A 26541-nucleotide genomic window follows, 5' to 3' on the forward strand; every position below is an offset into this window, starting at 1 on the left:
CAGGATCAAACTCTCCGAAGAAATGTTTGACTTGCTCATTTAAAAAATAAAAATTAACGTTGACGTTTGTCGCTTTGCTCAGTTTTCAAAGTTCAAGCGCCGCCCTTAAGCGACTTTAATATCATAACAATCCATTAAACAAATGTCAATAACTTTTTTAAAAATCGTTATCAACGCTTTCTCTCTTAACGACGCTTTACTATTATAACTCACTTATTTTTAAAAATCAATAGTTTTTTATTTTAGTTGTATTTTGATCTCCTACCTGAATTGGTAACGATTATATTTCAGTTGTAAAATTTATAACTCAACCCAAAATAAGAGATTTGATGAAATAGTGTTCCATAGCTTAAACGAGACTTAATTAAAGTACCATACCCTTCAGAATATATGTTGAAACAAGAAAAAAGCAAAAAGATTAATCTTTTTGCTTTAAATTAACTATTGCTCTATTCTATAAAAAATAAAAACGATTAGTCTTTAGAAGTACAAGGTATATTAGGTACACAATTTGGAACGTCAGGTACACAGTTTGGTATCTTAGGCATACAGTTTGGCACTTTAGGTAGACAATGCGGTATCTTAGGCATACAACGTGGAACATCAGGTATACATCTTGGCATCATTTTTGTCCCTCTTTTCAATATTCATTTACTTATTATATGTATAAACCTAAGGACAAGCTTGTACGCTCGTCCAATATCATAGAAATTTTTCTAACTTAATATATTGACGCAGATAGAAATAAACTTAGTATAATTCCTTAAATCGCATAATCTTCAATTAACGTAATTCATTCAAAGAAATTAGAATCATTCAGTTCAATAATTTTTATCATGTCTAAATAGGTGCAACCTCTTTTTTTTCTTAATCCATAACCTTTCTAATAATAAAAATTTCTTTTCTAAAACATATTTATTACAAACAATACCTTTAACAACCTTGGCATATATTTTTTAGTTACTAGATAACTCACCCAAGAGTTTGTCCTATTTTCACATATACTAATATTAGAAATCTAACCTTTATTGGGAGTGAAATACATGTCAACACCGTTAACAGGACGAGTCATCTTTAAGGGAGATCCTGGCTATCAACAAGCGATTAAGAACTGGAACCCTTATGTTGATGTCTATCCTCTTGTCTTTGTTTTTGCACAAAATTCTTACGATGTCAGTAATGCTATTAAATGGGCTCAGGAAAATAAAGTACCTTTACGTGTCAGAAGCGGACGCCATGCTTTAGATAAGAACCTTTCAGTAGTAAATGGCGGAATTGTTATTGATGTAAGTGACATGAATAGAGTTTGCCTTGATAAAAAAAGTGAGATTGCAACGGTTCAAACAGGAATTCACGTGGGTCCACTTGTAAAGATGCTAGCTCGAGAAGGCTTTATGGCTCCGTTTGGAGATAGCCCCACTGTTGGAATTGGAGGAATTACGATGGGAGGAGGATTTGGAGTAGTCTCACGATCAATTGGCCTTATAAGCGATAACCTTCTTGCCCTGGAAACAGTAGATGCCAAAGGCCATATTCTTCAAGCAGACCAATCTTGCAATAAGGACTTATTTTGGGCTTCTAGAGGTGGTGGCGGTGGGAACTTTGGATATAATACCGAATACACGTTTAAAGTTCACCGTGCCCCTAAAACTGCAACCGTCTTCAATATTATTTGGCCATGGGATCAATTAGAAACAGTATTTAAAACTTGGCAAGAATGGGCACCATTTGTAGACGAACGATTAGGGTGCATACTTGAGATTTACAGCAAAGTAAATGGTTTGTGTCATGCAGAAGGGATTTTCTTAGGTTCAAAAAAAGAACTGACTAAATTGTTAAAGCCTTTACTAAATGCTGGAACCCCAACACAAACAGTTATAGAAACATTGTCCTATCCAGATGCTATAGATTTCTTAGACCCTGACGAACCAATCCCTGGCAGATCCGATCAGAGTGTTAAATTTTCATCGGCTTGGGGACTTGATCTGTGGTCCGAAGAGCCTATTTCATTTATGAAAAAGTTTTTAGAAGAAGCTACTGGTACAGAAGCCAATTTCTTTTTTATAAATTGGGGTGGTGCTCTAAGCAGAGTACCAAGTAATGAAACAGCCTTCTTTTGGCGCCGTCCATTGTTTTATACAGAATGGACATCTAGTTGGGAAAATAAATCCCAAGAAGCTTCCAATCTTGCATCAGTTGAAAAAGTACGTCAGCTAATGAAACCATATGTAAAAGGGTCCTATGTTAATGTTCCAGACCAAAATATTGAAAAGTTCGGAAAAGCATATTATGGGTCAAACTTCGCAAGACTTCGAGAAATAAAGGCTAAATATGATCCTGAAAATTTATTTCATTTCCCTCAAAGCATCCCACCATCTTGTTAATTACTCAAAATTCAATCAAGCCTCAACCTATACAGCTGAATATTTAATATAGAAAGAACTATTGACGGAAAAAAGCAGCAATAGTTCTTTCTATATTTAAACCCTATATAGTATAGAAATCTCTTCAATACAATGGCCTGTATATCACACCTAAAAATCTTTCACCTTAAAAAATTTATCCAAATATATGAAAAAGAGCTTTACTATTACATATAACCCCTAAACCCCCTTGGCTTTTATAACAGGCTGTTTTAGAAGTCGTAGTTTCCTTAGGAAGGAAATGTTCATCCAATTAGATCTTTTAACAATAAAAACACCCCTTGTACATTTAAATGTACTTACTCTCGTATCACAACAGCCACTAGACCTAATATGAAAGGCTCTTTTTACCAAATATAGGCTTTTTCATATTGCAGCTTGTCTACCTATGAATACACTATTAATGAGTAAAAGTGAATTTACTCACGTCTTCTCCCTAACTTATCAGAAAAGAGGTGATCGAAATAGAAAGGAATAATTCTCATCATAATAAAAAATCTAATTGCAGCTCAAAAAACAAAAAGAAAAAAAGAGAAAAAAACTGCACCTATATTAGCATTTATATTTATAACCATGCAGAAACTGGAGGACAGATTAGTGGTAACCACAGTCAAAATGCTAATCAGGGCGGTCAGGTTGCTAAACATGGGGGACAAAATGCGAACCAAGACGGTGTAATTGTTAAAGAATGTGGAAGAAGAAATAAAAATGCTAAAGTAAAAAAAGTTCAGTTTTGAAGAGAAGTGAAGAAAAAACCATTCTAATAATATCTCGCAAAATCCCTCTAAAATATAAGGGGTATAGAAAAGGTGATTAAAATACAAACATATTATATGAAGTATAATTTTAAAAATGGTATGTATTATGTAGACAAGTCCTTCCCACAAAAAAAGAAGAAAAGAAGTGTAAGTATTAATCCCCCAGCAGAAACAGCCAGTAAGAACCTTAATTCTAAAATAGCTACTCATGCTTATAACGTAGGAATGGGATTTACAAACACTGAGATAATTTCTTCAAGGATAATTGTAATAGATGGCGGTATGAAGTTTTAGCTAGTATGAAAACTCCATTATATGTAAGGGCTTAAAAGAGATTTCATATAACAATTCCCTCTTAAAGTCCTTATTTTCAATCACAAAAAAAGATTAAATGAAAATGATTAAATAGTACAAGCCTTTGCTTAAAACTTACATATAATAAATTAAATATAGATTCATATGATCTGTATTTAATTTGGTATAGCAAGGGGGGACACCGCGTATGATTCCAGAGGTTTTGAGAATTCTTGATCCTGGCACACCGATTGCAAGTGTACTTTTAAGCGGTACTCAAATTAATAACGTTATTTTTTCAAGCTTCGATGAGGCAAGATCTTTAGCTTATTTCGCTACTTCAGCAGGAGTGATTGTTTTAGACGCTGAAGAAATCCAAGGTCTGCAAACAGCTTAATTATTTAAATTAGGACAAGCATTTAGTAGGGAAGCTTGAAAGTATGCTTCCCTACTGTCTAAATATATATTAGATACAACTTTAAGAGATATAACTATTCATTTAGAACAAAAACGAAGATTGTAGGCCTAAAGGTTCTAACACAAACTTAATTACATAATATGTAAGTTTCTACACACCTTATATTTACCAATGCCTTTCCAAAGCCCATAATAAAGAATTTGCTTTGTATAGGTAGTAAAATCACTTAAATGTTTGTCCAAAATTTGCTGAAGAATATCTTGATTAATGGCTTGATAATCGTGAACAGCAATATTTTTGAAACCTACCATAGCTTTCATTCTATAAACAATCTCGCTTGTAATAATAGATTGAGACTCCTACATGTCAAAAGCTTCTCTGCTCGTTTTGGGAAAACCCAAACGTTCTTCAGCTACAATGTGCATCGCTAAATCAATAAAAGCTTGGCAAGCGCGTTGTATATTTAAAATAATAGAGTCCTGTTTCGTATAATCCAGTAAGTTTTGGAAATTTTGCTGGTATACGTGTAGGACATATTGCATGTTTCAATCACATTTATTTTATTTAAAATGATATCATTTTAAATAAATACTCCCAGTCTCATCTACTTTCTGCAGTACACCTTTGCACACACCTTTAAAGCCATCATTTGCTCATTCATACGCAGCGTGTCATCATCTGAATAAATAACAATGCCTGTCGTATAATTTTGGCTAATGGCTTTTCTCATACACAAAATGACGTAGAACAACCTGTAGGAAATCAGGGCATTAAAGAAGGCAAAATTGCAGATTTAGAACACGTTTCTGGACCTTTAGATGACGATGACCTCGAAGAATTTAGCGATTTTTAAAGACTAAGCCACTAGATATACTAGTGGCTTTCTTTCTAATTACAAATTTGGTGCTTTAAAGCGAAACATAACACTCATTATCTAAAGATAAATTAGTAATATGACAGATAGGATAACTTTTCACTTTTAATAACTCTCTTAAAATACACAATTATTTGTTTAAATAAAGACTCTGTCCAAGCCCTTTTAATGCATCGTGAATACTCTATAAAGAGTGCGATTTCTAGGAGGGAACAAATGCTTCATTTATTAACTACTACTTTATCAGTTTCTGTTGTTATCCTGTTGTTTTATGCAGTGAAATATATTATTAAGATTTTAAAACAACAATCAGTCAAAAACCTAAAAACCATTCCAATAAAAAAGGCATCACCACTATTTAAGCGCCGTATCAACGCTAGTACTAAGGAATTTACAGCTGATGATTTTCAGAACTCAAGCCAAATCATTGTAAAGTTCAAAAAGAATGTGTGCTTTGAAAAACAAGTAAATATTCATCGTAAGAATAAATGTACACTGATATATCACAACAAAGATCTTGATTTTCAGGTCTTACATTCTAAAAAAAAGATTAATGACTTAATTAAACGCTATAGTGAATTAACTGAAGTAGAATACGCAGAACCAGATTATACATTTAAAGCTTCATATACCCCGAATGACCCCTTTTTTCCTTATCAATATGGTCCTCAGAAGGTACAAGCCCCAGATGCTTGGGATGTTACTACTAGTAATGGAAATATAAAAATTGCTATTGTAGACACGGGAATTCAGTTAAATCACCCTGAACTATCTATTAAGCTTTGGCCTGGCTATAATTTTGTAGATGGAAATCTAGTTCCTAACGACGGTAATGGACACGGAACTCACGTAGCAGGCATAGCTGCAGCCCTTACAGAGAATGGTTTAGGCATTGCAGGAATGGCTCCGTCAGCATCAATAATACCCGTTCGTGCTCTTGACAACAGTGGAAATGGTCTATTGAGTAACATTGCAAATGCAATTACCTATTCAACAAATGCAGGAGCAAAAGTTATTAATTTGAGCCTAGGTTCAACTCAAAGTTCAATCACTTTAGAGAATGCCGTGAATTACGCTTGGAGCCAAGGAGTAGTAGTTATAGCTGCAGCCGGAAACGAAGCTTCTAGTACCCCAACATACCCAGCTGCTTATCAAAATGTAATCGCTGTGGCCTCTACAGATAGCAATGATCAAAAATCTGATTTTTCCAATTTTGGCACTTGGGTAGATGTTGCTGCTCCAGGTTCAACAATTTTGTCTACTTATATAGGCAGCTATTACGCATATCTAAGCGGTACTTCTATGGCTGCCCCTCATGTTTCAGGACTTGCAGCCTTGCTAGCAGCTCAGGGAAAAACCAATCTCCAAATTAGAAATACTATTCAATCCACGTGCGATGTAGTACCAGGTACAGGATTATACTGGACTTATGGAAGAATTAATGCAAATCGAGCAGTTCGCTAGCATTAAACTTTAAAGAATTCATCTATTGCGGGTGTTAACAATTTTATTTAACACAGGTCTATAAAGGGTATAAAAAGCGCTGAAACCCCGATTATCAGTGCTTTTTATATTATAAGAGCAACTTACTGAATAACCATGTACATGTATGTCTTCTAAGTAAATCTACCAATCAAATATGTGTATATAAAAATTTAAATAATAGGAGAATTAATGTGAATTTACAGGATGTTAAAGGGCAATATGATTTAATCATTAGCTTAGGTAGTGCTTGTAATCCTGCACTACAACTGAATCGATTAAATTTGAGAAGTTTTACCTCAAGTCCACTTGACTGGAGCTATTCTCCGTATCTTTCAGATGTAAATAGACTACTTCAGAATAAGTTTAATGGATTTATGCAGATTGAGAATATGAGTTTAGTAGATGACAGCGGAGATTATGTATATTTTAATGATAAAATGCTTAGATTCCCTCATCAAAATCTATATAAATCAACTAAATCTTATATTATACAGGACACTTATTACAATATCTTCTCAGCTCATGATTTTGCTATAGTGCCTAATAAAGATTGGACCGATATGTATCCAAAATTCAAAAAAAACCTTGATTACAGAGTTAACAGGTTTATGAAAAAGATGATGAGCAGTAAATCAATTTTGTTTATAAGGTGGGGAGCTAAATATGAGGAAGCAACTGAATTACAAAAAATCTTATCCTCTCTTACAAAAGCGCAGATTAGAATACTTATCCTTAATCCCGTAGACGGTATACAGACTCCTACCGAAGTTGACTGGGAAATTAATAATGTATGTATGGTCAATGTACCACACGATCCAAATAATGTTTCGACTTGGGACTATGTTCTAGATGGAATATTACTACGTCACTAGATGGGCGCCACATGGAAATCTCTCCCATTCAGTCCCAGTGTCTTTTTAACTAAGACTTTCTTATAAATATATAGTTACTTTGTCCAATCAAATGTACAAGGTTTAGCATTTACTATAATAGAATTGCTAAATAAAAAGGGATGATTATATTGAATTTACAGGATATTAAAGGATCTTATGACTTAATGCTAGGGCTAGGTAGTTGGTGTGGTCCCTCCCTTAATTTAAGAAGACACAATTGGAGAAGGTTTTCATTCCCTCTAGACTGGATGATATCTAATTCAATTGCTGATGTCAGTAGGTTGTTACAAAACAGATTTAGTGGATTTATGGACCTTGAAAACCTGCAGCGAACTGATGGATATGCTCATTTTCTTGATGACGGAGTCGCAATTTTCCCTGAAGAAGGTGGAACAGAACCGGTTAATGCTCACTTTATTCACGATATGCATTATAATATTATTTCTGTTCATGATTTTCCTATTATTCCAAATGTAGACTGGACTGTAATGTATCCTTCTTATAAAGAGAAGCTTAATCAACGTATCACGAGATTTTTCGAAAAAATTGAGAATAGCCCTTCTGTTTTATTTATTAGATGGGGAGCAGCTACTCCAGAAGAAGCGATAGAATTAAAAACCACATTATCAGAATTAGTAAACGGTCCATTTAATATACTACTACTTCAACCTTTAGACGGATTAAAAGGCGTAATAGATATGAACTGGACAATTGATGGAATTTGTTCAGTTCAAGTACCTCTAGACAACCCAAATGATGAAGCTGTTTGGGACTATGTACTGAGTGGATTAAGTATAACTAATTTTTGGGCGTAATTCCCACAACTATTTTCATACAATTTTATGTAATAAGAATAAAATTAAGCACCAAAGACCTTGTTTCTTTTTAAAAAGGAAGCAAGGTCTTTTCTGATTTTCAACCCCCTGTATTTACTCTTTAAATATTCGTACTTGACGGCCTAAAATATAAGATTTTAGCCACTAGAAGAGAACTTACAGAGAAAGATTTAAACATTGAACCACAAAAAAGCAGTCATCATTCTTATTAATTTAAAGAGGAGGGCTTATTATTTTAGACTTATCACTTTTTATTGGGAAGATTAATAGATTAGCCTATAGCAAGAAAAAAGGAAAAGCATATTTTAATAAATAAGGGGCCGAATGCGAATTAGGAGAGGGTAATTATGCTTATAAATAAGGTGAATAGGGTGTGTAAAGAATGAAAGTTATGACTATTTTGGGTACAAGGCCCGAAATTATACGTTTAAGCCTCATTATTAAAAAGTTAGATGAGTATGCTTCACAGCACGTTTTAGTGCATACAGGACAAAATTTCACTCCTTCATTAAGTGAGGTATTTTTTCAAGAGTTAAACATACGCAAACCAGACTATATATTGGCTAATCAGCAGCTCTCATTAGGTGAACAGTTATCGAAGATGTATAAAGAGCTCGAACAGCTATTTTTAAAAGAAAAGCCGGACAAAGTTTTAATATTAGGCGATACTAATAGTGGTTTAAGCGCAATTCTAGCAGAAAGAATGGGTATATCAGTCATTCATATGGAGGCTGGAAACCGTTGTTTTGATTTAGAAGTGCCAGAAGAAAAAAACCGCCGGATTATCGATGCAATCTCAAGCTTCAATCTACCCTATACTCCTCAAAGTAAAGAAAATTTAATTAAAGAAGGTATCCCCTCAAATCGTATTATTACTTCTGGAAATCCAATTAACGAAGTTTTAAAACATTATGAACCTGCTATAAAAAAAAGCAGCATTCTTGAGAAACTGTCCTTAAAAGAAAATGACTACTTTCTGGTTACAGCCCATCGTGCGGAAAATGTAGATCATGAAGATCGACTGTTGGAAATCATGAAAGGCATCAATATGGTAGCTGAGTTTTACCAAAAGAGAATAATATGTAGTATTCATCCTCGTACTAAATCTCGAATAGAAAATATTTCACTGCTAGAAGTCCATCCGTTAGTAGAATTTCATGAGCCTTTTGGTTTTTTCGATTTCGTAAATTTAGAAAAAAATGCTTTTTGTGTCTTAACAGACAGCGGAACAGTTCAAGAAGAATGCTGTTTGTTTTATGTTCCTACGGTAACTATTCGTAAAACAACTGAAAGACCAGAAACCATTCAATGTGGAAGTAACATGCTGTCAGGCATAGATGCTAACCAAATCTTGACTTGTGTTCATGTAATGGTGAACCAATTAAAAAATTGGTCTTACCCTGAAGGATATGGTGATGTAAATGTTTCAGACAAGGTAATTAAAGTTGTACTAGGAGGAATGAAAGGTGTTTAATAATAAGACAATTTTAGTAACAGGTGGCACAGGTTCTTGGGGATATGAACTTGTTAAGCAACTACTAACACATAACCCTAAAGAAATACGTATTTTTTCGAGGAATGAATCAAATCAATTTACCATGAAACAAGAATTTGATAACCATCCTAAATTGAATTTTATTATTGGAGACATTAAAGAAAGAGAAGCGCTAATTGAAGCATGTCAAGGCGTCAATTATATTTTTCACTTAGCTGCTTTAAAACATGTTCCGGTATGTGAAGATCAACCAATTGAAGCCTTAAAAACCAACGTACATGGTACTCAAAATGTAATAGACGCAGCAATAAGCTGTGATGTAGATAGAGTAGTTTATATTTCCACTGATAAAGCGTCAAATCCAGCTAATTTTTACGGTTTATCAAAAGCAATGGGGGAAAGATTAATCATTCACGCTAACACATTAAATACTAAAACTAAATTTGTTTGTATACGTGGAGGAAACGTTCTAGGAACTAACGGAAGCGTTATTCATGTATTCAAGAAACAAATTCAAGAAAAAGGGAAAATCGGTATTACTGACCCTGGTATGACTCGTTTCTTTTTAACATTAGAGGATGCGATAAAGCTGGTTTTTAAAGCCACATTTGAAAGTCTAGGTGGGGAAATATTCGTCATGAAAATGCCTACTTGTCGAATTATTGACTTAGCAAATGTACTAATAGAAGCTTCTGGAAAAGACAAGATTGAAATTGAAATATTAGGTATAAGACCTGGAGAAAAAATTCACGAGCTTCTGTTATCCGAATATGAAAGCGCAACAACTGTTACTTATGATGATGAGTATTATGTGATTCTACCTCCAATTTATATTAAAGGCTTAAAAGAATATTATTCAAACTATGCTCAAGTAAACTTAGAAAAATATGATTCAAGTAAACAAGTGATTAGTAAAGAGGAAATTAGAGAGATGTTGCTGAAAGGCGGGTTTATCTAAATGAAAGTACTAATTCTTGGTGGAAAAGGAATGGCAGGGCATGTAATTACTAAATATTTTATACAGCATACAAATCACGATGTTTTCTGTACATCAAGAGACCCGAAAGATAAAGATGCTATTTACTTGGACGTAACTAACTTTAAACATGTTGAGGAGACCATAGAATCTATTAAGCCAGACGTCCTTATTAACTGTATTGGAATTTTAAATGAACACGCTAGCCATAATCCAATGCATGCTTTTCAAGTAAATAGCCTACTTCCACATCAGTTAGCTAAATTTGTTGAACGGCATCAAGGAAAATTAATTCATATTAGTACAGATTGTGTGTTTTCAGGAAAAAAAGGAGATTATACAGAAAACGATGTTCCAGACGGTACCTCTGTATATGCTCAGTCTAAACAGCTAGGTGAAATTATTGACGAAAAACATTTAACAATCCGCACTTCTATAATAGGACCCGAGTTAAAGAAGGATGGCATTGGTTTATTCCTATGGTTTATGACACAAAAGGGCTCAATTAAAGGGTATAAAAAGGCACTGTGGAATGGAGTAACAACGTTAGAATTAGCTAAAGCAATTAATTTCTTCTTAGAAAATAATACTTCCGGACTATATCATTTGCACTCACCGAAGAAAATATCAAAGTTTGCATTACTAGAATTGATTAAAGATATCTTTAAAAAAGATGATGTCAAAATTATTCCTGATGAGGATGTAATATTAGATCGTACTATTATTAGTACTCGGACAGATCTTTGTTATCCAACTCCTAGTTACCAGCAGATGTTAATGGAGCTAAAAGAGTGGATGTCAAAATAACTAGTACTCACCATATGTAAGAAAAACATGATAAGATGGGAAACACTAAAAATGATTTCTCTCATACTAGCTTATGATAAACAGATAATAAAATTCATTGTATACTTCTACAAGAATAAGAATAGACAGCTAGACTATTTCTATAAAAATAGCTTAGCTGTCTATTCTTATTCTAATTTATAGTAAAATGAAAATAAAGTTACATTAGAGATTAGACTCAGCTTTTTCAACGTGCTCAGGTATCACGTATACAGTAAGACCATAGCGTTCTTTTATTTCCTTTGCAACTTGTTCTGCTATAATCTTATCAATAAATGCTCCTGTGATAATTCGATAACGTTGCTTTCCAGTTATATCGTATCCTTGTTTCAACTCTATTTGTTTATTATCCATACCTTTTCCTCCTTATCCGGTTAACAAATTAGTTTTTAACATTGACTTTTATATAGGCACCTCGAAAAGCACCTTAACCTTCGCAAGGAAAAGTTTTTTGCACTGTATCCATTTCAATTAATACAACTTGTCCATTAGTATTGTATAGAGATTATATGTATAGAAAATATTAAATAAGCTTCAAGAGGCAAGTGAGTACATACACCAAGTAAGTATGGTGGAGGTTTTCTTCCCATTCAAATCTCCTAAAGATGTCATTTGAAAAACATAACCTTTTATAAATACATTAAAGGGAAAGCTAACGTACTTATAAAAGGGAAACACCATCAAGTATCCTTTTCCAATAATGATTATTTGCGTTCCATTTATCTCGATTGGGTAATTCAATAGCACAAACTTTATTTAGCGACCATTCTTTTTCAACTAAATCATTCACATCCGTATGATTAATAATTAGAATGCTAAAGTCACTTTCAATCATAGTAGATAAAATGCTCTCAAGCTCTGCAGCTTCTTCACGATTAGCTTCGGTTCTAATAAACAGAATACGCTGGCCAGTAGATAAATTCTCTAAAAACCGGTGAATTCTTCTATCGTACTTCTCTTTAACCTCCCCGTATCCTCCTAAGTGAGAAAGTGTATTTTTATCAGTCTTAAAATCGTGGTTAAACCCTATATTATAAATTTCATCCCACACTAATAAATCCCAATCAGATACGTACTGGATTATCCTTAAATTATCCGGGTTTAAAAAGTCAGCAAACTGATTTTTCAAAAGCATGTTTACCTTTTTCAAATCCGGTGAGGATACCCAATCTAAAATCCCCGCAAAGTTTCTTAAGTTATTGTCTCTCAGTTGAAGAGATGTCAAACATAAATCGCCTAAACTAAAAATGGCGCTATATGTCCCTTTTAAATCTTCTAGTTTCATATGGGTTGCTCCTTAAAGGGTCTTATTGTACAAGGCTATACAATATTAAATGCAGGCCTATCCTAAAATGTTAGGGCTAATGAGCATATAGTTAATAAAATAGACAACTAGTTAAGAAATGTAGAAAAGCTTAAATACTAAGCTTTTTTTCTAGAGAAAGTATATGTTTCCTTTAACCCCTCTAAAACAGATACTCTTGAAGACCATTCTAATAGCTTTTGTGCTTTCTCACTGTCGAGACAACTATGTTTGATATCCCCAGGTCTCCCTTCTGTATAAACAACATCAATATTAGAACCATGAATATACTCAAGGTTTTTTAATAAATCGTTCACTGAAGTTTTCTTTGTAGTACTGGCGTGAACAACCTCTTGGTTCCCTTTTTTAATTGCTGCAATATTAGCTTGAACAATATCTTTTACATATATAAAATCACGTGTCTGTTCCCCATCACCATGAATATTAAAGGAAAGCCCTTTACTCAACCTTTCTAAAAAAACTGCTACTACTCCGCCTTCTCCTTTTGGCGTTTGCCGTGGTCCATATACATTTCCGTATCGAAGAATTGTATATGGTAAATTATACAAATAATGAAATAGACGTATATACGATTCAGCAGCTAGTTTCGACAGACCGTAATAAGAAGCTGGCACAGTTGCATCTTGTTCAGTAATTAAGTCCTTTTGTAGATTTCCATATACAGCTGAAGTAGAGGCAAATATAAACTTACCTACCGAAGCATCTCTACAGGCTTCCAGCAAATTTATAGTTCCTTTTATGTTCACATCTGCGTCATATTGAGGCGATTGGATAGATCGTGAAACATCTGCCTGAGCAGCTAAGTGAAAGACTACGTCAGGCTTTTCATCTAGAATGATTTGTTTGGCTTGATCACTACATATATCTTCTATATGAAAAGTAGCAAAAGGGTGTATATTATCATACTTTCCAGAAATTAAGTTATCAATTATGTGGACATTAAAGCCTTGTCTAATGAGCTCTTCTACAAGATGGGAACCAATAAATCCCGCCCCACCAGTTACTACAGCCTTCATATACTATTCTCTCCTCTTTAAAGTTTTAATAGTATATGTCACCTATAGGGCTCCTGTATAAGCTACCTACCCAATCATTTCCAAAAAAGACATTTAGCTTCCTTTTCGATATATTTACATTTCACTCTTATGTGAAAGCACCTCTTTATAAACATCTAGAACTTTTTGAACTGCATCTTTCTGATCCCAATGTTTTAAAGCCCATTCTTGTGCATTGGCTCCTAACATGCCTCTATATGCTGGATCTATTAGCAAATTATAAAGGTTTTCACATAACGATGTGGCATTACCTGCCGGGAAAATTAAACCTGTAGATCCATGCTGAACCATTTCGGGTAATCCCCCTGCGTCACTTACTATTACTGGTTTTTTAGCAATCTGAGCTTCAATAACTGATAAAGGTTGATTCTCTATAAGACTTGGCAAAACAAAAATGTTAGCAAGAGAGAGTAAAGAAGGCACATCGTTTCTATTACCTAAAAATAAAACCCTCTTACCTAAACCGAGCGCTCTACTCTGAGCCTTCAACTCAGCTTTTTGATCTCCATCTCCAACGATCCAGCAGACCCAGCCTTTCTTAATTTTTTTGAGTTCACTGAGAGCCTCTAATAGATGATGAATACCTTTAATTTCAGCTAATCTCCCTGTATAAATAATTACTTGTTGACCAACTGGTGGATGAACATTAGACGGTGTTTGCATTCGCTTTAAAAAAGAATCTATATCATATCCGTAATGAAACACTTTAAGTTGATGCTCATTAACCCTAAATTCCTGAATTAAAATTTCCTTTAACCAATGATTTGCAACTATAGTACAATCAGCAGCCATAGCACCTGTATGTTCAAGTTCATTAAAATATTTAGTAGCTATATCAGCTGTAGGAGCCTTCAGAATGTCTTTGATGTAGCGATTTAACTCGTGAGCAACACAACCATGTATAGTTGCTACCACCGGCGTTTTTACACTCTTTAAGGAACGAATACACGCAGTTGCTACAACGTCTTGTGTGTGAATTAAATCATATTGGTTGATATTTAAACGAGAAACACCTCTTGTATAACCAATACGTTCTTTTTCATAAAATTTCACTACTGGATCTTTATATAGAATAGGAGTATTTTTCTCATGTTGTTCCAATTCTTCTACTAATAATAGTTCATCTTTAATTACCTCTATATTTTTATTAACAATATGAACTGATTTATTTCCAAGTCCATGTCCAAGTAAATCTACTTCATGACCCAACCCTTCAAGCTCTTGCTTTAATTGCTGCATATAATTCCAAACTCCACCTACATGGGGAACTTCCCAGAATGTAGCAAGCAGTATTTTCATTATGTTCTCTCCTCTTCCCGTAGCATTCACGTTCTAAAAGTCTCTCTATATAGGTATTCATGGAATTTGTTAATGCTATAGACCTCTGCCTGTATTTTCACTCTATGTTTTAGGATCGTGTCTTGTTGAGCATTAGATGAAATATTTAGCTTTTTAAGCATACATCTATAATAAGTTTTATTTATTAGATTATTATTTAGAGTGGGGTGTCGTGATTGGATAAGAAACCTACGTTACTAATTACCGGTGCTAGTGGATTTACTGGACTTCACGCATGTGATTATTTTTCAAGATTAGAGTTTGACGTCATAGCTATCACAAACATGAATTCATTTTCTAATAAGCAAATTAAACGCAGAACATGCAATCTATCTAATAATGAGTCGGTAAAGGAGTTAATTTCAATAACCAAGCCGGACTACCTCCTTCATTTGGCAGGTCAAAACGCTGTGGGATTATCCTGGGATAATCCCATTCAATCTCTAGAAGTAAATGCAATGGCTACAGCATACTTACTTGATGCTCTTAGAAAAGAGATGCCTTCTTGTAAAGCTGTTATTGTAGGTTCTGCTCTTCAGTTTGATCCAACGGTTCCAGCCACGTTTAATCACCCCTATGGTCTGAGTAAGACCATTCAAACCCTCATTTCGCAATTTTGGTCAAATCAATACAATATGAATGTTGTTGTCGCTAAACCATCAAATCTTATAGGTCCTGGCTTCTCTAAAGGAGTTTGTTCCATTTTCGCTAAAAAAATTATAGCTATGGAGAAAGAAGAGGGGGAAAAGTATCTGAGGGTGAGTAACTTAAATAATCGTTTTGACTTCTTAGACGTACGAGATGCTGTTAGAGCTTATGATTTTCTGCTCAGAAAAGGAGAAAATGGACGTTCATACAATGTCTCTTCTGGAAAAAGTAATTCTTTACAAGATATTATAAATATTTTCAAAAAGATAACTCCTATTAAATTTCAAGTGAAAGTGGATGATAAAAGTCCTTTAAATAATTTTGTTACTTCAGACCCTACAGCACTAACTGACTTGGGTTGGCAACCAACTACGACATTAGAATCTTCTATCCGGGACATTATTGACTTTTATCGTTAGAGATTCTTTCTGTCATTATAATTACCTATTCACCTTTATGGAAAATCAGAGTTTAGGTGCGTAGAAATAGCAATTCTCTTATAAAATTAGGTTTTTTATATGAATGAAGTTTCTGCGAAAGCATGTCACTTAAGAAGGTTTATGCATATTCTAATCAAGAGTGTGATTTCATTAATGAACTTAGAACTATCATCTCCACCTTTTATCCACCTACAAAAGTCATAATTTAGACTACGTTTCACTTATGCTATGAAATTTTTTTTCGGAGGGGAAACAATGGGTCCAAAAGTATCAATAATTATTCCTTTTTACAACTGTGCCTTTGTCGATCAAGCAATCAAAAGTGCCTTAAACCAAACTTATGAAAATGTTGAAGTAATTGTGGTAGACGATGGTTCTACATCCCACACTGCGAAGATAGAGTCCTTTAAAGATAAAATTGTTTATATAAGAAAAGAAAATGGCGGGACGGCTACTGCAATAAATACTGGTTTATTCACTGCTACAGGAGAGTATATAGCCTGGCTAAGCTCGGATGATTATTTTGTTCCTGAAAAGATTTCTAAACAACTAAACTTTATGAAGCAAAGGAACATAGATGCCAGCTTCACTAACTTTGACTATATTAATAAAGATAACCAAGTTTTAATACCTTGGTGCTGTAAACGTTTTTCTAATTTAGAAGAAGTGTATAATGCCTACTTAACGTATAATGCTATAAATGGATGTACCATTCTTATAAAAAAGAAGATCTTTGATGAAATTGGGATTTTCTCTCCGGATTTTCGTTATACTCATGATTATGAGATGTGGTTTCGTATGCTTGTCAATGGCTATGAAATCCATTATTATGATGAAGCACTCACAAAATTTCGTTCTCATGAAAAATCAGGCACCAGTAGATACCAAAATGAGATGAGAGAAGAAATGAAAACTATCGAGTTTCATTACCGCCCTCTGCTGCAAAAATATATAAGTAAATCACAATCAAATCCTTCACAAGATTAGGTGAGTTTATCCTTCTATGATTACCCCTTACACCCTCCTATTTAGTCTTTATTACAAGTATTTCCACTCGTTACTTTCATTTAATAAATGAAACGTATTATTAGGACACAAGTTTATCTTTCACTCTAAAAACTTTACATGGAAATGTGTAAAGTTTATTACATACAAATCTGTATGGAAACTTTAATAAACAAACTTTGTAAAAAAGAATTTGCAAAAATTGTTATTATATTTATCTACTATCAGCGTGCACTCGTCCGTGCCAATTAAAAATTTTGGACATATTATATAGATAGGAATTTGCAAAATAATAAAAATTTAAGCATATATCAATTTTGAGAAAAGAAGGGACATACATGAAGAATAATAAGGATTCGTTATTTGATGAAAATCTAATTGAGTTTTTAAATGAAGTAAAAACTAATTTACCTACCAATTATAAGATACCTGATCCTGGGGTTGTAAGTATAATTCTTTCTCATACTCAATGAGGTGCTTTAGGCGTTGAAAATTCTTATTCTTCTCCTCTTACTATTGAATAGAGAGAAAATAATTAAAGGATGATTATAAAATGAAGATTTTATTAGTTTCCTATTACCCACTCCCCTATACCGGAGGCGTTTGGACATTTGTATCATCACTCCAACAGTCACTGAAAGAGTCAGGTCATACAGTTCATATCCTTAGCCAGACCCCTGATTTAAATAAATATCGAATCATTGGACAAAAACCAGAAATAGATATTGCTGTTCTTTCTCCCTATATTGAAGAAAAATTGCTTAATGAGCTTCCTTCACTTCCAATGAAGAGTTGGATATACAACACTGAATTATTTCGTTATAGCTTAGAACTTTCCGCAGCATATTACAACCTTCAGCAATATGACCTTATACATGCGCTAGATGTCACAGCAGCAAACGCTATAAATCGAGTTAAACCTTCTCATATTCCACTTGTTACTAGTGCTCTTGGAAATTTATCACGTGATATCTTTTTCACACTCAAAACCATGCACCCTCATAAAACAGACGAACAAATAGAAGCTACATTTGAATATCAATATCACCAGGTGATTGAGAAGTTAGGATATCAAGCCAGTGATTTCATTCATAGTCCAACCGAATGGATGTCTCGTAATATTGCAGATAATTTTTCTATTCCTTCAGACAAAATTGTTACCTTTCCATATGGAATTAGTAATCAACAGTTCCTTGGGGATGCCATGGAGAAGCCACTTATCGGACCCAAGCAGAGTAAAAAAATTATCCTTTATATGGGAAGGCTTGTCTATTTAAAAGGCATTCATCACCTCCTAGATGCCCTTGCTCTCTTAAAAGAAGGTAGACAGGATTGGGAATGCTGGATACTGGGGGAAGGCGAAATTAAAGGGGAATTAGAAAAACAATGCACAAACTTAGATCTAAAAGATAAAGTTAGATTTTTAGGTGCCTCGAATAATGTTCTTCATTTCCTTAGAGAAGCCGATATCTTTGTTCACCCTAGTATTCACGATACTCAGCCTTATTCTGTTATGGAAGCCCAGCTTGCAGGCCTTCCTGTTCTTATTAGCAATACAGCTGGATTACCTGAAATGATTGAAGTGGGAAGGAGCGGGCTAGTCTCTTCTGTAGGAAATATTTATGAACTGTATGAGCAATTAAAGTATTTGCTTGCAAATGATTTACTTCGAAACCAGCTAGCTTCTTGTACAAAAGAGTGGGCTCAAGATAAATGGGACCTTAACAAAATGGTTACTAATTTTTTGTCGCTTTACGAACAAGCAGAAAAACTTAACACAGAAAATCAAGAAAAATAAAATACCAGATACTAGAAAATATCTGGTATTTTATTTACTTACTGAGGTTTAGTCCCAGTGATTGAATCATTGAAATAAAATTCACACAGTATAAATCTGGGTTGAAATTTAATTTTACGTGCTCAAAAGCATCTTTACGTATCTTTTCTCTTAACTGAGAATCCGTCATTAACTCCTTTGCCTCTTTAACAGCTTCGGTAACGTCACCTAATGTATAGTATTTCCCCGTTTTATTATGAATAATTGAGCTTCTTACGCCATCGGAGTCAGTGGTTAAAACCGGACATTTACAACTCATCGCTTCAAGAAGAGAATATGGGGCTCCTTCTACCTTTGAAGTAGAGCATAAAAACCCGCCTGATTCCCCTATCATGGAAAAATAAACGGCCATTTGATCATTCGGAACGTTTGCATGAAGAAAAAGATGTTTTTCTAAATCTAACTGTTTAATTAATTTTTCAAATTGACCTCTTTCCTTAGCTTCGCTTAGAGTAGGGTCTTCAAACATATGTAATCGTATGTTTGAATTGTGATTATGGATTAATTCGCTACCGATTTTTAAGAACTCTCTCCAATTTTTGTTATCTTCGATTCGCCCAATCCATGCGACGTTAGGCTGATGACTAGTAGGTACAGCTTTATAGGAGAACTGATTAGTATCAAAACAATTGTTGAAACTAAACTTTGGAAATGAGGGGTAGAGTTCATCTAGTAATTGCACGATATGAGGAGTCTTGGGATTAAGAAATCCTGAAGCATAGTTAGTGACAAGAGGTATAGCATCTGTAAGAGCAGATTTTGCTGTACTTTTTGGGCCGTACCCTTGTATTTCAATAATCATTTTCCCTTGATATCCAAGCGATCTAAACCGAGGAAGAGCTTGAAAATCTGAGACAATGACAATGAGACTATAATCTCCTTCATCAAGTATTTTTTTAATTTCATGGTCTTCATTCGTTACAAACGTTTGGGTCCCATGGTCATTTATGCTTTTCTTTCTATTTTCATAATAAAGGCAATGAGCATTAATGTTGTACTTTTTAAGGGCTTTACACCTTTGACGATTTAACGTTTCTACTCCTCCACTTGGAACATAAAACACGAATAATACATTCATTTTCCCTCTCCACCTTTACGTGTAGAATTAATAAACTTCTATTTCATATGTAAACCGTGTTACATATGTTAATAAATGCGATGTAAATTTAAAAATTGTTATTTTCCCTAAAAACATAATCACAGATTTTTAATTCTTGAAAGGAGAAGTGAATATGTCAAAAGTATCTATTGTTGTGCCATTCTTTAATTGCTCTTATATCGATCATGCACTAGATAGTTTAACTAAACAGACCTACACCAATATTGAAATTATAGTAGTAAATGATGGATCTACTAAGCATACGGATAAAATCCTTCCCTATTTAGATAAAATCATCTATATTACAAAAGAAAATGGTGGCACAGCGAGTGCTTTAAATGTAGGAATTCAGCAAGCAACAGGTGATTATATATGTTGGCTTAGTTCTGATGATATTTATGATCATCATAAAATCGCCATACAACTAGAATCGATGAAAACTCATAATGCCTTTTTTAGTCACACAAATTACTACGCCATCAATTATAGAGGACGAATTATTAGTCCGCCTTTAGGTATTCAGACGTTAAATAAATTAGATCTTATCACTAGAATAAGCAAAGGAAATATTATTAACGGCTGCTCAATTATGATTCACAAAAGTGTGTTTGACCATGTGGGTCTTTTTGACGAGACACTTCTTTATACTCATGACTATGACTTATGGTTACGAATCATTCAAATATTCGATTTACAATACATCCCTCAGCCCCTTTTGTTATCAAGGATACATGAAAATATGGGGAGCAAAAAATATGCTTCTTTTATAAAAGAAGAAAACAAAATTGTAATTAATCGTCATAAACACGTAATGGAACAGCTAGCGTTAAAATATAAAGAACACTCTTAATTACTATTTAGTTCTTGCTACTGTATAAGAAAGGCGGATTTTTAAGTAAATTAGGTAAACCGCCGAGCACCTTAAAATCGGATAAGCATATTATAAAACATAGATAATAATGCAAAAACTTTGCTTTAAGAAAGGATGAATTCTATTGGCACTATCAAGTGAAGCAAGAGCAGCGTTGTTAAAAAACCTGCTTTCATTACCTCAAACAGTCAACACAACTACTACTTCTGCTACAGACCTTTTAAATGCTGTCAACCCTGCTACTACTGTAACTAACGCCTTAAATACTATTAATCCTACTACTGTCGTAACAGATCTTTTAAATACTGTTAATACAACTACAACTGGCCTTTTAAATACCGTTAATACGACTACAACTGATATCTTAAACACTACTACGGGTCTTGTAAGTACTACTACTACTTCTGCTAGTGATCTTTTAAGAAATCTTCTCTCCATATTAGCAGGACTACCAATTTCATCTGGTTCAGCCCCGATTAGAAACGACTTAAAAAATCGTGTTAATCAAACAGTTCAACTATCTACACCAAATGAAACCATTACAGGTGTTTTACTTGCTGTTTTATCAGACTACGTGGCAGTTGCTGAAAGTGACGGATCGTTAAACTATATCCCACTTTCTAAAGTTGAAACAGTATCATCACTTTAAGGAAGGAGTCATACTATGTTTGAAAGTACTTTAGTAGCTGAATTAACAAAGCGTATTGGTACACCAGTCGAAATCGCACTAGCAGATGGCTTTGTTGAAGGAATTATCACTGCTGTAACAAATGGCCTTATTACAATCCTTCAAACTGTGGGATATGGATATGGCGGAACTACTCTTCCTTTAACTATTGCTCTTCCATCAATTACTTCAATTAAAATTTCACCGGTTGCGTAAACTAGTCAAGGTATTTTAAGAAATCACTCCAACTGGAGTGATTTTTTTTCGTGATACTTAACGGATGTTCCCTTACGTTATAAACTGTCATATCCTTATATAACAATCGATGTGTTTTTATTAGATCATTTAATACACTTACATCCTCATACATTCGTCCTCCTTCAAAATCAATTAAAGGAAACCCGTTATTTTGTTTTAAAGTCGACGTACGATAGATGCGAGGTCCTAAGGGAAATACATAGGAAAGAAGGTCGTTTCTATTGAGAATCGCTCGTCCTTTCCTTAACCCTTTATACCTTATATTTTCTTCTCCATTCTGCTTCCATGCTCTTAAATTACCGTAGAGAACAGCTACATCTCCCTTTAAATTTTCTAAACATCTTCTTATAGTGTAAAATGCATCTGGGTCTAGCCAGTCATCGGCATCTAACTCCATGACAAATTCTGTTTCAACATATGATAGAGCCGCATTAAGAGCTCTTGCTTTCCCACCGTTATCTTTACTAAGAAACCTAAAACCTGGTGTGTTTTTAAAACTTTTTATAATCTCTAGGGAATGATCGTTTGATCCATCATCAACTACTATTATTTGTTCTGGAAGACTACTTTGCAGAATACACGAGTTAATAGCTATCCCTACATAATTAGCCATATTATAATTAGCTATAATAACAGCAATTGAAGGAGCTAAGTTCTGTTTCTCTAACTTTTGCTGATACTTCTCTATAAAATTTAACTTTTGAAGATTACTACTGGTTTTATCTATGAATGTTTGATTAACCAATTTATTCGGTGAAGAAGCGATAGATAGTTCATCTACTGTTGAAAGCCAAGATGGAAGAACAGATTCTTTAAATGGAATGTGGCATCTCAAAGAGAAGGGATGTTGTTGGAGAAAAGAAGCCTTTGACAAAAACGGTCGCTGTATAACTTTATTATTAATTGTGATATCGTAAGTCATTACAACTTTCTCATCATCTAATGCTAATTGATGCTTCGTAATACTATTATCTAAATAATCATAACTATACAAGAACATGACATATTCACAAGACAGTGCTTGAATGTGATGATTTAATGTTAACCCTAAATCATTATCAAGTAAGTTTATACATTTTGTCTTTGCACCTTCAAAAGTCAATCCTAATTGGTTTAAAGACTCCGGTATGTCCAAGATAATAATTTCATCTATACGATTATTAATAAGATGCACCGAATCTATAGCTTTTTTTATCGAACTTGAGTTTACATATCCAATTAAAAACAAATGAATATCCTTCATATATACTCCTCCGCCTTTAAGAATTCTAGCCATCATGAGGCCTCATTAAGCTGTTTTCCTGACACCTAATTTATTGCTTTACATATGATCATTCTATGTGTATCTCTCAGTATGTATGGTTTAAATTCGAACACTTTTTCATTAAAAGAATCCTTAATCAGATGTTAATCTAATTAATAACAGTTTAAATAACACTATAAGGTAATTAGTTTGTCCAATCACTACAGGTCACCATTTCATATAGTAATAGTACATAGAAAGGAGGTTAAAAATACCATGACGATATTATTAGATTCTAGAACATCTCAAAATGCTAGTATAGCTAACTCTATTTCTATCCCTATTACACTTCTCTCTAATCCAGGTCTATTCGGTCAAATTGGCCTCAACGTTACAAGTGCTACAGGTGCTATTCGTACTCAATTAAGTGGTACTGTAGCTTGCCAATTACCACTCCTCCCTGTCGCAACTACTGTTACAATTACTATTGTAAGAGGTACTGCCTTTAACGACCCAGTTGTCTACTCTTCATCGGAGGCGTTGAATATTAACCTTTTAGGACCACAGCTTTTTACGTTTACTGCTTCAGATTTTAATGTACCAAAGCCAGCTTCTAATCTTTTAATTTACACAGCTTTCATCACTTGTAACATCCTAGGAACTGTGAGAGTTGGACCAGAAAGTTTTAATGGAGTTGCTTATTCGGATTAAGAATATTATTCAATTTTATTTAATAAAAAAGTCTTCGCTTTTATAAACGCGAAGGCTTTTTTACTTTCTTTTATTTACTAAAACACGCACGAATAAATTTAGCTAAATGCATTCACAGAATAAAATTCCCTGTTTATTCTGTTTTCCTATATAGGATTACAATAATTTCCCTTCCTTGTTTTTACGCTCAGAAGGTTAGTTACATATTAAAGGATGTCTAATGTAACTAAGATAGCGATTAATACTTGTAATAGTACTTGAAGATTTACAGCGATATCTGTGTCAGTAGCTGTAACATTTACATTTGTAGAGTTTTCAATAATTGTTTTTTGAGAATTTTTTTGTTTAATGCTAGCGAATTGTTTTAGTTCTTCAACGACGCTGTTTCCTTGCACATTATCACCGATTGTAATACGAACTACTACTGCAATAGCTATCTGTAAAGCTACTTGAATAGTCGCTGCAATTTGAGTATCTGTCGTTTGTACTCTAACACCTTCTGAATCTTTAACAATAATTTTCTCAAAAGATTTTTGTTCAGTAGCAGCTATTTGATCAGCTTCTTGCCATACGTCTCTACCACTGAACCGTTTATTTTCACAATGGTCTAGTGCTCTCCATTTTCTTTCACCCATTTTTCTCACCTCGTTTAATTTTTAATTAAAGAACATCGACAAGTACAATAATAGCTACTAATACTTGTAACAATACTTGAACGTTAAGAGCCACGTCTGTATCAGTCGTTGTAATTTCTACGTCTTTAGAATTCTCAATATAAATTTTTTGTTTATTTGTTTGCTCTATTTCAGATAGCTGTAATAAGTCTTGAAGCACACCATCTTTTTGAACAGTATCGCCGATGGCAATACGGATTACAATAGCGATGGCTACTTGGATAGCCACTTGAATACCGATAGCTGCTTGAGTATCTGTTGTAGTGACATTAACATCACAAGAATCTTTGATCCAAATTAATTCATCTGATTCTTGGTCAATTAAAGAAAGTTGATCTGCCTCTTGAACTACTTCTGCATTAAAACTTTCAAAACTCTCCCTACTTTCGAAACTCTCACGACTATTATAGTAATCATATTCCGTAGATTCACTTTCATAGTGATCTACTTTACAGCCATCTTTACAATGCTTCTTAGGATCATCTTTTTTATGTTTGCTTTTGCATTTTTTCTTTACATCGTAAGAATAATACTTTTTAGATGACATAACTAACACTCCTTTTTCATGGTATGTATTAATATATGAACATACCAATCAATAGGATTGGGCCAATTGACCATTGAGTGCAACCATTTTAAAAAACAACAAAAACGCCTATTTAACGGCGTTTATAAATAATATAATTTATTTTTTTTTGTTGGTAGCATTTGTTTGTTTTACAAACTCATCCACTCGTTTTGACAAATCTTCAACCATTTCTTTAAGCATTTGTTTTTTCTCTTCAGATAGGTTTCCTTTAATTTTTTCTTTATCTATGCCATGTTTAGAAAAAACATCGTTTACTAATAAGTCCATTAACTTATTTGGAACAATCTCCGGTTTTTTAGGTGAATCACTCATATTAATCGCTCCTTCTATATAAGGTCGTTATTCATAACAACATATGCAGGAATGGCCTAAAAGGAAACAATTCCCCCTTGTTTTCACATGTTGTTGAAGCGATTTTTTACTCACCAATATTTTCATTTAAATAAAAACAGTAGCATTTCTCTCTTAGGTTAACTGTACTAGCCATCTCTGTCGCCTAAAAATTTAAGATAATAAAATAAATTTAACATCATATATTTGTACATAAGGTAAGTGCCTTATGTTTTCAACAATTTTCTTAACAGTATTTATGAAAAGAGTTGAGTTAAATGGGAAAAAAAGCAAAGGTTGTGCATGTTGCAGGTGATTTTTTATCTCCAAAAGGAAAATCATCTACTAATCAAATTTATACAATAAATGAGGATAACAATACGGTTTCTGTGATGGATGGATTAACTGATGATTTAATTGCCACTATAAATGTAGGACGTCAGCCAGCAAACGTAAATGGCAATCCATCTACTAATCGTATTTATGTGACTAATAAAGGTGATAATACAGTTTCCGTCATTGATGCAGGTACAAATACAGTTATTGGAATTATTCCAGTGGGGAGTCAGCCTTCAGGTGTAGGGGTTAATCCCTACACGGATAGAGTTTATATCACAAATGCTGGGGATGATACTGTTTCCGTCATTAATGGTGCAACCAATATTGTTGTTGCCACAATACCTGTAGAAACCCACCCAATTAATTTAGATGTCCATCCCTATATTAACCGTATTTATGTAGCTAATAAATTTAAAAATACAGTCTCTGTCATTGATGGATTGACGAATGCTGTAATGGCTACAGTGCAAGTCGGTGATCAGCCTACTGACCTAGGGGCTAACCTATCTAACAATCGTATTTATGTAGCTAATAAAAATAGTGATACCGTTTCCGTCATTGATGCAGGTACAAATGCTGTAATTGGAATAGTACCTGTCATAGAACAACCTTCTATGGTTGATGTTAACGCAGCCAATAATCAAATTCACGTAACGAATGAAGAAAATAGTGTAGTCTCTGTCATTGATGGTGCTACTAATATTGTCATTGCTACCCTCCCTGTCGGTGATCAGTCAACTTATACAATAACCGATACCTAATATAAGAACATAACGTGGATACTTATGTTCTATAAGAGGTGGCATAACCATGAT

General features: G+C 33.9%; 27 protein-coding genes and 1 pseudogene. 18 read left to right on the forward strand and 10 right to left on the reverse strand.

Annotation, left to right across the window (positions count from 1 at the left end):
• Positions 1-1043: 1043 nt before the first annotated feature.
• The 4 genes from ACRPLY_RS25895 to ACRPLY_RS25910 all read left to right on the forward strand — a co-directional run bounded on the left by ACRPLY_RS25895 (position 1044) and on the right by ACRPLY_RS25910 (position 3872).
• Positions 1044-2384 carry an FAD-binding oxidoreductase gene (locus ACRPLY_RS25895; protein WP_049166408.1) on the forward strand — a complete coding sequence of 447 codons (1341 nt, stop codon included), beginning with the start codon at positions 1044-1046 and terminating at the stop codon, positions 2382-2384.
• A gap of 494 nt (positions 2385-2878) precedes the next feature.
• Positions 2879-3160, forward strand: a complete 282-nt coding sequence (locus ACRPLY_RS25900) for a hypothetical protein (RefSeq protein WP_014462143.1) — start codon at positions 2879-2881, stop codon at positions 3158-3160.
• 72 nt (positions 3161-3232) lie between these two features.
• Positions 3233-3475, forward strand: coding sequence for a hypothetical protein (locus ACRPLY_RS25905; protein ID WP_342837712.1), 243 nt, complete (start codon positions 3233-3235; stop codon positions 3473-3475).
• Between the two features lie 208 nt (positions 3476-3683).
• Complete coding sequence (locus ACRPLY_RS25910; protein WP_014462141.1) at positions 3684-3872, forward strand: hypothetical protein; 189 nt, start codon at positions 3684-3686, stop codon at positions 3870-3872.
• 152 nt (positions 3873-4024) lie between these two features.
• Here the strand turns inward: ACRPLY_RS25910 and hepT are convergent.
• A pseudogene (gene hepT, locus ACRPLY_RS25915) lies at positions 4025-4428 on the reverse strand (type VII toxin-antitoxin system HepT family RNase toxin).
• A gap of 555 nt (positions 4429-4983) precedes the next feature.
• On the opposite strand from hepT, the gene ACRPLY_RS25920 reads away from it, so the two are divergent.
• The 6 genes from ACRPLY_RS25920 to ACRPLY_RS25945 all read left to right on the forward strand — a co-directional run bounded on the left by ACRPLY_RS25920 (position 4984) and on the right by ACRPLY_RS25945 (position 11259).
• Positions 4984-6231, forward strand: coding sequence for a S8 family peptidase (locus ACRPLY_RS25920; RefSeq protein ID WP_224980812.1), 1248 nt, complete (start codon positions 4984-4986; stop codon positions 6229-6231).
• Between the two features lie 212 nt (positions 6232-6443).
• Positions 6444-7124 carry a DUF1796 family putative cysteine peptidase gene (locus ACRPLY_RS25925; RefSeq protein ID WP_042992647.1) on the forward strand — a complete coding sequence of 227 codons (681 nt, stop codon included), beginning with the start codon at positions 6444-6446 and terminating at the stop codon, positions 7122-7124.
• Between the two features lie 185 nt (positions 7125-7309).
• On the forward strand, positions 7310-7960 hold the full coding sequence (locus ACRPLY_RS25930; protein WP_306460856.1) for a DUF1796 family putative cysteine peptidase: 651 nt from the start codon (positions 7310-7312) through the stop codon (positions 7958-7960).
• 403 nt (positions 7961-8363) lie between these two features.
• On the forward strand, positions 8364-9455 hold the full coding sequence (gene wecB, locus ACRPLY_RS25935; protein WP_098627428.1) for a non-hydrolyzing UDP-N-acetylglucosamine 2-epimerase: 1092 nt from the start codon (positions 8364-8366) through the stop codon (positions 9453-9455).
• Positions 9448-10434, forward strand: a complete 987-nt coding sequence (locus tag ACRPLY_RS25940; protein WP_098627429.1) for a polysaccharide biosynthesis protein — start codon at positions 9448-9450, stop codon at positions 10432-10434. The genes wecB and ACRPLY_RS25940 overlap by 8 nt, the downstream gene beginning before the upstream one ends.
• Positions 10435-11259 (forward strand): dTDP-4-dehydrorhamnose reductase family protein, encoded by an 825-nt coding sequence (locus ACRPLY_RS25945; RefSeq protein WP_154992539.1) that lies wholly within the window; start codon positions 10435-10437, stop codon positions 11257-11259.
• A gap of 204 nt (positions 11260-11463) precedes the next feature.
• Here the strand turns inward: ACRPLY_RS25945 and ACRPLY_RS25950 are convergent, their stop codons facing one another.
• The 4 genes from ACRPLY_RS25950 to ACRPLY_RS25965 form a co-directional block, all read right to left on the reverse strand.
• Positions 11464-11652, reverse strand: coding sequence for an SPOR domain-containing protein (locus ACRPLY_RS25950; protein WP_099000273.1), 189 nt, complete (start codon positions 11650-11652; stop codon positions 11464-11466).
• A gap of 307 nt (positions 11653-11959) precedes the next feature.
• Entirely contained in the window at positions 11960-12583 is a 624-nt protein-coding gene (locus ACRPLY_RS25955; protein WP_432232173.1) for a DUF1796 family putative cysteine peptidase, read from the reverse strand.
• 137 nt (positions 12584-12720) lie between these two features.
• Positions 12721-13638 (reverse strand): NAD-dependent epimerase/dehydratase family protein, encoded by a 918-nt coding sequence (locus tag ACRPLY_RS25960; RefSeq protein ID WP_432232174.1) that lies wholly within the window; start codon positions 13636-13638, stop codon positions 12721-12723.
• Between the two features lie 114 nt (positions 13639-13752).
• On the reverse strand, positions 13753-14976 hold the full coding sequence (locus ACRPLY_RS25965) for a glycosyltransferase family 4 protein (protein WP_432232175.1): 1224 nt from the start codon (positions 14974-14976) through the stop codon (positions 13753-13755).
• A gap of 215 nt (positions 14977-15191) precedes the next feature.
• Here ACRPLY_RS25965 and ACRPLY_RS25970 point away from each other — a divergent pair, with 215 nt between their 5' ends.
• The 3 genes from ACRPLY_RS25970 (at position 15192) to ACRPLY_RS25980 (ending at position 18906) form a co-directional block, all read left to right on the forward strand.
• On the forward strand, positions 15192-16082 hold the full coding sequence (locus ACRPLY_RS25970; RefSeq protein WP_432232176.1) for an NAD-dependent epimerase/dehydratase family protein: 891 nt from the start codon (positions 15192-15194) through the stop codon (positions 16080-16082).
• A 276-nt stretch (positions 16083-16358) separates the two neighbouring features.
• Positions 16359-17090, forward strand: a complete 732-nt coding sequence (locus ACRPLY_RS25975; RefSeq protein WP_014462126.1) for a glycosyltransferase — start codon at positions 16359-16361, stop codon at positions 17088-17090.
• A gap of 571 nt (positions 17091-17661) precedes the next feature.
• Complete coding sequence (locus ACRPLY_RS25980; RefSeq protein WP_432232177.1) at positions 17662-18906, forward strand: glycosyltransferase family 4 protein; 1245 nt, start codon at positions 17662-17664, stop codon at positions 18904-18906.
• A gap of 34 nt (positions 18907-18940) precedes the next feature.
• On the opposite strand, the gene ACRPLY_RS25985 is transcribed toward ACRPLY_RS25980, so the two are convergent.
• Positions 18941-20023 (reverse strand): glycosyltransferase family 4 protein, encoded by a 1083-nt coding sequence (locus ACRPLY_RS25985; RefSeq protein WP_432232178.1) that lies wholly within the window; start codon positions 20021-20023, stop codon positions 18941-18943.
• 154 nt (positions 20024-20177) lie between these two features.
• On the opposite strand from ACRPLY_RS25985, the gene ACRPLY_RS25990 reads away from it, so the two are divergent.
• The 3 genes from ACRPLY_RS25990 (at position 20178) to ACRPLY_RS26000 (ending at position 21798) form a co-directional block, all read left to right on the forward strand.
• The gene (locus ACRPLY_RS25990; protein ID WP_034327523.1) at positions 20178-20894 is read left to right on the forward strand and encodes a glycosyltransferase family 2 protein; all 717 of its coding nucleotides are present in this window, start codon (positions 20178-20180) and stop codon (positions 20892-20894) included.
• A 145-nt stretch (positions 20895-21039) separates the two neighbouring features.
• Positions 21040-21564: a hypothetical protein gene (locus ACRPLY_RS25995; protein WP_014462121.1), complete on the forward strand. Its 525-nt coding sequence runs from the start codon at positions 21040-21042 to the stop codon at positions 21562-21564.
• Positions 21565-21579: 15 nt separating this feature from the next.
• A complete protein-coding gene (locus tag ACRPLY_RS26000; RefSeq protein WP_014462120.1) occupies positions 21580-21798 on the forward strand; it encodes a hypothetical protein in 219 nt (72 codons plus the stop codon).
• Position 21799: 1 nt separating this feature from the next.
• Here the strand turns inward: ACRPLY_RS26000 and ACRPLY_RS26005 are convergent, their stop codons facing one another.
• Positions 21800-23116, reverse strand: coding sequence for a glycosyltransferase family 2 protein (locus ACRPLY_RS26005; protein ID WP_432232179.1), 1317 nt, complete (start codon positions 23114-23116; stop codon positions 21800-21802).
• Positions 23117-23359: 243 nt separating this feature from the next.
• On the opposite strand from ACRPLY_RS26005, the gene ACRPLY_RS26010 reads away from it, so the two are divergent.
• Positions 23360-23794 carry a hypothetical protein gene (locus ACRPLY_RS26010; RefSeq protein ID WP_014462118.1) on the forward strand — a complete coding sequence of 145 codons (435 nt, stop codon included), beginning with the start codon at positions 23360-23362 and terminating at the stop codon, positions 23792-23794.
• Positions 23795-24000: 206 nt separating this feature from the next.
• Here the strand turns inward: ACRPLY_RS26010 and ACRPLY_RS26015 are convergent, their stop codons facing one another.
• The 3 genes from ACRPLY_RS26015 to ACRPLY_RS26025 all read right to left on the reverse strand — a co-directional run bounded on the left by ACRPLY_RS26015 (position 24001) and on the right by ACRPLY_RS26025 (position 25369).
• Positions 24001-24429 (reverse strand): spore coat protein, encoded by a 429-nt coding sequence (locus tag ACRPLY_RS26015; RefSeq protein ID WP_014462117.1) that lies wholly within the window; start codon positions 24427-24429, stop codon positions 24001-24003.
• Positions 24430-24454: 25 nt separating this feature from the next.
• Entirely contained in the window at positions 24455-25015 is a 561-nt protein-coding gene (locus ACRPLY_RS26020) for a spore coat protein (RefSeq protein WP_014462116.1), read from the reverse strand.
• A 138-nt stretch (positions 25016-25153) separates the two neighbouring features.
• Complete coding sequence (locus tag ACRPLY_RS26025) at positions 25154-25369, reverse strand: spore coat protein (RefSeq protein ID WP_014462115.1); 216 nt, start codon at positions 25367-25369, stop codon at positions 25154-25156.
• Between the two features lie 296 nt (positions 25370-25665).
• On the opposite strand from ACRPLY_RS26025, the gene ACRPLY_RS26030 reads away from it, so the two are divergent.
• Complete coding sequence (locus ACRPLY_RS26030) at positions 25666-26487, forward strand: YncE family protein (RefSeq protein ID WP_154992531.1); 822 nt, start codon at positions 25666-25668, stop codon at positions 26485-26487.
• The last annotated feature ends 54 nt before the right edge of the window (positions 26488-26541 follow it).

It is taken from the genome of Priestia sp. TGN 0903 (assembly GCF_050846855.1).
Taxonomy (GTDB): domain Bacteria; phylum Bacillota; class Bacilli; order Bacillales; family Bacillaceae_H; genus Priestia; species Priestia zanthoxyli.